Source organism: Sphingomonas sp. Leaf33, from assembly GCF_001421785.1.
Taxonomy (GTDB): domain Bacteria; phylum Pseudomonadota; class Alphaproteobacteria; order Sphingomonadales; family Sphingomonadaceae; genus Sphingomonas.
In genome coordinates this window covers 1,558,757-1,564,038 of sequence record NZ_LMLB01000001.1, presented here as the reverse complement: position 1 = coordinate 1,564,038, position 5,282 = coordinate 1,558,757, and the positions used below count along the sequence as shown (strand labels likewise).

Below are 5,282 nucleotides of genomic sequence, written 5' to 3'. Positions count from 1 at the left end.
CGGTGCACTCGAACACCTCCCAACGCTTGGGCTCGCAGTGCGGGTTCCAGACGCGGATGTAGCCGAGGTCATCCTCGTCGAAGCGGATCTTGACCTTGAACTTGGGCCGCTTGCGGTCGTCCGAATTGGTCTTCGGCGTGGGGGCGTTGTCGCCCTTCTGCAGCTTGAGCGCGCGCTCGAAGTCCTGGATGATCTTCTTCATCACCACGGCGCCGGGCGTGTAGCGCCGGTTGAACATCTCGATGCCAGAGTTGTTCATGGTCATGAACTTGACCGTGCCGATGGACCGTTCGAACTCGTCGGCGTCCTTGAGGACGTTCAGCTTGCCCTGTCCCAGACACTGCTTCCAGACGAGCGCGGGCTGACGTCTGTCGCGACCGCGGCCACGGCTGCGGGTGACGTTCTGCGTCATCACGGCGCGGGCGAGCAGGCGCTGCCCGGTGCGCAGCGAGCAGATCACATGCCCGTCCTCGGGCTTGAAACCGTAGAGGCGCATGCGGGCGATGTCGTAGTTCGCGTCGGGAATGTGCTTGAAGAGCAGTTCCTGGAACGTGCCCATGACGCGTTCCATGACGTTCTTGTCGCGCGGCATCCTCGACCCGACGAAGTCGGTCCCGATGTAGGCGTCGCCGAGGTTGTCCTCGACGGTCCGCCCGTGGGTCTCGGTGGCGTTGTCGAAGCGGATCACTCCGGGCCTGAGCCGGAGCCAGGTCAGGTTGGGATCGATCTTGAGGAGGTCCTCGGGCACATCCTTCGGCTTGTTGGCGGAAAGCACCGTGCGCATCACGGCGGAGGATGAGCAGCCCCCGGCGCACAGGTCGTGGCCTGCGACGACGCTGGACCTGTGCTCGGTCAGCAGCGTCATCGTCGCGAGGCCGATCGGGATGCCGGTGTCATCGTCGACGAAGAAGGCCTTCGGCACCTCCGTGCTATCCATCCAGCACAGCGCCCCGAGGTGGGTCGGGAGATCGCCCGACCCACCTCCGCCGTAACGCTGGTCCTCGGCCTGCGGGCCCCGCTTGAGCCCATGCGACTTCGCCGTCTTCAGGTCGCGGGCCAGGCGCCAGAACTTGAGGTAGGGTATCGGTACGTAGGGCTTGGGGGGCACCGCGTACTCCGCGGGCCGCCCGTCCTGGATCCCGCTGCCGTCCGGGTTGATCCACATCGTGCGGTTCAGCGGCTCTCCAGCGTTGATCTTCGCCAACTCCGCGACATAGATGTCGTGGTTCATCTGGACGCTGCCGCGCACGCTGTTGACCCTGGTGGTGTGGTGGAACACGATCTCGAGCGGGTGTGCGATGCCGCGGATCCGCGGCATGCGGTTCGTCATCGAGATGCCATCCCGCTCCTTTCGACTGCCTTCCTCTCCCCGCTCGTTCAGCCAGGTGCGCAACGTCGCCGGGCATGCCTCCCACGCACCCGGCATGGCCGCGATCGTCGGGTCGGCGAGCGCGTGCTTGATGAACGCCCTCAGGCTGCGGTCCGACTTGCTCCAGGGGTTGGCGTCGAAGCGGCGCACGATCGCCGTCCGGAACTGGCATCGCGGGTCGATGGCGCGGGCCTGCTTGGCGTCGAGCTCCTGCGCGCGGGCGAAGCGGCGGGCCTCCGTGCTCAGCGGCTTCTCGCGCCAGATGAGGTCGCCCGCCCCCATCAGCAGCGCGACTTCGGCGACGAAGGGCTTGCGGGGCCGCCCGTCCTGCCCCTCGATCATGAAGTCGCCCGCATCGGTGCCCGCGGGCGGCCGGAACGTCACGGCGTGGTCCGGATCAACCCGCTCGAACAGGAAGCGGTTGTCGAAGATGTCGACCGGATCGCCGGGCTCGACGTCGAGGTTCCACGGGGCGATGGGCTTCGGCACCTGGCCGTCTGCCCCGCTCACAGCCGGATCCCCGACCGGCCGGTGAAGGGGATCGCGGGGACGAGTGCCGTGTCGGTCCGGAACGGCACGTCGAGATCGGTCGACAGCCTTCCGCGCGCGAGGAGCCGCTCGATGACGGCATCGCCCTGCAAAGCGTCGCGCGGGGCGAGTTGATCGCGCAGATCTCCCCATTCGATCGGATCGCCGCGTCCGATGATGCGGTCGGCGGTCCTCTGCTCCTGGGGAGTGAGATACATGGTGCGGCGGTCGAACAGGGTGTCGACGTTGCGGACGCGAGGCGTCACCTGACGCGGATTGGCCGCTGGGGGGCCCATGATGTCGCGGAGGTGGAGGATGCGGAACGTCCATCCGCAGAGCCGGGCGACCTCGGCGACGACACCGAGTATCTCGCGGTATTCCTCGTCGGACAGGTCGTCCGGCGTCCGCTTGACCTCGATCAGCTCGATGGTTCCGTCATCGAGGACGCGGATGCCGTCGGGTCGATAGGTCTGGATTCGTCCGTTGCGCGAGATCGCCAGCTCGCCGGGATGGCATTCGTAGTCGTGGATGCGGGTCGCGACCTCGTTGTAGCGCGCGAGCATCCGCTCCCCGAAGCCCTCGCCGATCTGCGTCGTGCCCGTCACGACGGACGTGAAGCGGAACCGCAGGTGTTTGCCCCCGCGCGTGATCACGGGACGGGCATGCCCGCCGTGCTGGAAGAGCGTGATCCTGGCGATCAAGTTGGCATGGCCCACCGGCAGCCACTGGTCGACGACCCGGCGGAGCCGGCGCGGCGACGGACGCTGCCCGGGATCCGTGCGGTACGGGATGAGGTTGTAGGCCGGCCTGATGCCGTGGCTGCGGGTGACCGCGTTGGAGAGCATTCCCACGGTCAGGTCCGCCGCGGGGCCGCGGCGGGTGCCGGGCGTGGCCGCCATGTGGACGTACGACTTCTGACGCGCGGCGGCCAGGCCGGGCGGCGGATGGGCAGCGGACTGACCCGGATGCGGGTCTTCTCATCATCCATTCTAGGTCTCCAGACAACTTTCGATGCTGGCCATGTGGGCCTGGCGGACCGACAAGTCAATCGAAACTTGTCTGGAGATCGAAAATAGTTTGGAGATCGGGCTGCTGGTCGGTATGTGGGTGACATGACGAAGGAGCGCAAGAGCAGTTCGGCTGTGGCCAGTTCGCCCACGGCGTGGTTCGGCGACCCGCTGCCCGAGCGGGAGGCGACGATGTGGGCGGCGCTGTCGGTCGATCAGCGGGCCAAGGCGATCCAGCGGATCAAGGCGCTGGACAGGTGGATCGCCTCGGATGGCGCCATCGACGTGAACCAGGCGGCCGCCGATGCGGGCGTCAAGAGCGTCACGCGCATGTACGAGATGGGCAAGGCGTGGCGGGAGACGCGGTCCCTGGTCTCGCTCGGCGCCTTCGCCGGCGCCCCGAAGAAGCGCGTCGGCAAGCACGACGCCGTGATCAGGAAGGCTGTCGGCGCGGTGGTGGAGGCCGATCCGAAGGGTAGCGTCAGGAAGCTCGCGCTGGATCTCGAAGCGGTCGTCGGCGCCCTGAAGGACGCCCCGAAGCACAACACGCTGCGCCAGTACGTCGAGCAGGAGAAGCGTCGGCGCGAGCAGCTTAGCCAGGCCGGTCGCGAGGTGAGGCTCGACTGCTGCGCCTGCACCCTCACGCCTTCCGACACCACACTCCTGACGGCGTTCGTCATCCTGGACCGTGGCACGCAGGTCGTCTTCGGCGCGGCGCTTGGCGACATCGCCGACAGCCGCACCGGCTACGCGCTGGCTGCACGCGACGCGATCCGCCGCCTTCAGTCGGGTCGCCTCGATGGTTTGCCCTGGGTCGATCGCATGGAGCGGGTCGAAGTGGTCGCTGGTCAGGACGTGGAGTGCTGGGCGGGTATACGGGCGACCGCGGCCGCCGCCGGGATAGCCGCTCCGCTGGAACCCTCAACGCGGGAGAAGCGCTTCGGCCGCTACCTGCGATCGTTGACCGGACTGCGCATCGGTTCGCTGGTGCTGATGCCGAAGCACACGACGGGCGATCCCGACACAGGCGGGTTGGCGCGCGCTGCGCGCACGACGGACGATCACCGGATGCGACTTGCGGTGGAGATCGACGAATACGATGCGGACCGGATAGCCGGTCTGACGGAGGCGACCGGCAACCCGCCGCCCGACGACCTCAGGCGGCTGCTCGACTTCCTGTCGCGGAACGCAGCCAGCTGACGATCGGCGGCTGCGCACCGCGCGCGGCGTTGTGGGCCGACAGCTGCCCGAAGATGACGTCGCGCGCATCGCCCGGCTGCAGCGGCCGGTCTTTGCGCGACCTGAGGGTTTTCTCCGGCCGGACGGCTCGGCTGATCTGATAGATGAGCTCGATCGACCCGAAGCCGCGGCCGAGCGCCTTCGCCGTCGCCGTGCGTGCCGCACTGGGCCTGACACAGCGGACATCCGCCAGTACACCGATGTCCGAGTTTCGGGCGATGTCCATGTCGATCAGGACCCTGCGTCCGCGACTTTCGGCGCGAATTACGTCGCTGACGATGCCCACGGCCATGTCGTCGTCCTCCATCGCCGCGGCGAGGACGGAGCCGTCGCCCGAGTCGACGACGAGGAGCAGCGACGGGAACGTCACCGCGCCGTGACGTTCGACGGGCAGCTTCGCGTGGCAGCGCGACACGACCAGCCCATCTTCGCCTTCGACGCCGCGCGCGTCGCGCCGCGCCGCCATGATCATGTTCCAGACGGTGCTTCGCGAGGGCGCCTTGACCCCCAGTGCATGACACCGCGCCTCGACAGCCGCTACCGCATCGACGTGCGACACGTCGGCGCCGAGCCCCGCTACCACCTCCCGTGCGGCGCTCTTCGACTCGGTCGGCAGGTTGCGCGGCCCGGTCGGTCTCGGCGTGCCGCGCGACGCGCCGGCGCCCGAGATCGCCTCGGCACGCCCGTGCTCGCGCCACGCCCGTACGAGTGCCAGGAACTGGTTGACGCTCAGGCCCAACGCGAGCGCGTGGGTTCGGCGGGCGTGATCATCGGGTGTTGCGATCGCCAGATACGATTTGACCACCTCGACGCGTCGCCTGATCTCGGCGAGGCGCAGCGGAGCGACGCCGGTGAGATCGGTGCGTTCCGGATCGGGGTCGCGCGGATCGCGCTGATCGAACGGCATCTTCACGGGGCGCGCCGACGCGCCGCCCGGATCGGACGTGTTTTCCATTTCTTGCCTCCATTCGGGATTACGGGACTTAGGGGTCGCGCCAAGCGGGTTGATTGCGGTGCTGACGGCGCTGCCGCCCGCGGCATCGCCTTGGCGCTCGACGCATCAGATCAGCCGTGTCTGGTGGGAACGGCCTAACGTGTATCGACGCCTAACTACCTGCCAGGGCGACGATCTCGGACAG

At 68.0% G+C, this 5,282-nt stretch carries 4 protein-coding genes; 1 reads left to right on the top strand and 3 read right to left on the bottom strand.

Annotated elements, in window-relative coordinates; genetic code table 11:
* Nucleotides 1-1,879 (bottom strand): hypothetical protein (locus ASE86_RS16210; RefSeq protein WP_056424234.1); only part of this gene is annotated, 1,879 nt, incomplete at its 3' end.
* Nucleotides 1,876-2,796 (bottom strand): hypothetical protein, encoded by a 921-nt coding sequence (locus ASE86_RS07760; protein ID WP_056424232.1) that lies wholly within the window; start codon nucleotides 2,794-2,796, stop codon nucleotides 1,876-1,878. The genes ASE86_RS16210 and ASE86_RS07760, both read right to left, overlap by 4 nt.
* A 213-nt stretch (nucleotides 2,797-3,009) precedes the next feature.
* Here ASE86_RS07760 and ASE86_RS07755 point away from each other — a divergent pair, with 213 nt between their 5' ends.
* Nucleotides 3,010-4,104 (top strand): hypothetical protein, encoded by a 1,095-nt coding sequence (locus tag ASE86_RS07755; protein ID WP_056424230.1) that lies wholly within the window; start codon nucleotides 3,010-3,012, stop codon nucleotides 4,102-4,104.
* On the opposite strand, the gene ASE86_RS07750 is transcribed toward ASE86_RS07755, so the two are convergent.
* Nucleotides 4,061-5,098 (bottom strand): hypothetical protein, encoded by a 1,038-nt coding sequence (locus ASE86_RS07750; protein WP_056424228.1) that lies wholly within the window; start codon nucleotides 5,096-5,098, stop codon nucleotides 4,061-4,063. The two genes, ASE86_RS07755 and ASE86_RS07750, sit on opposite strands and share 44 nt — an antisense overlap.
* Nucleotides 5,099-5,282 lie beyond the last annotated feature (184 nt).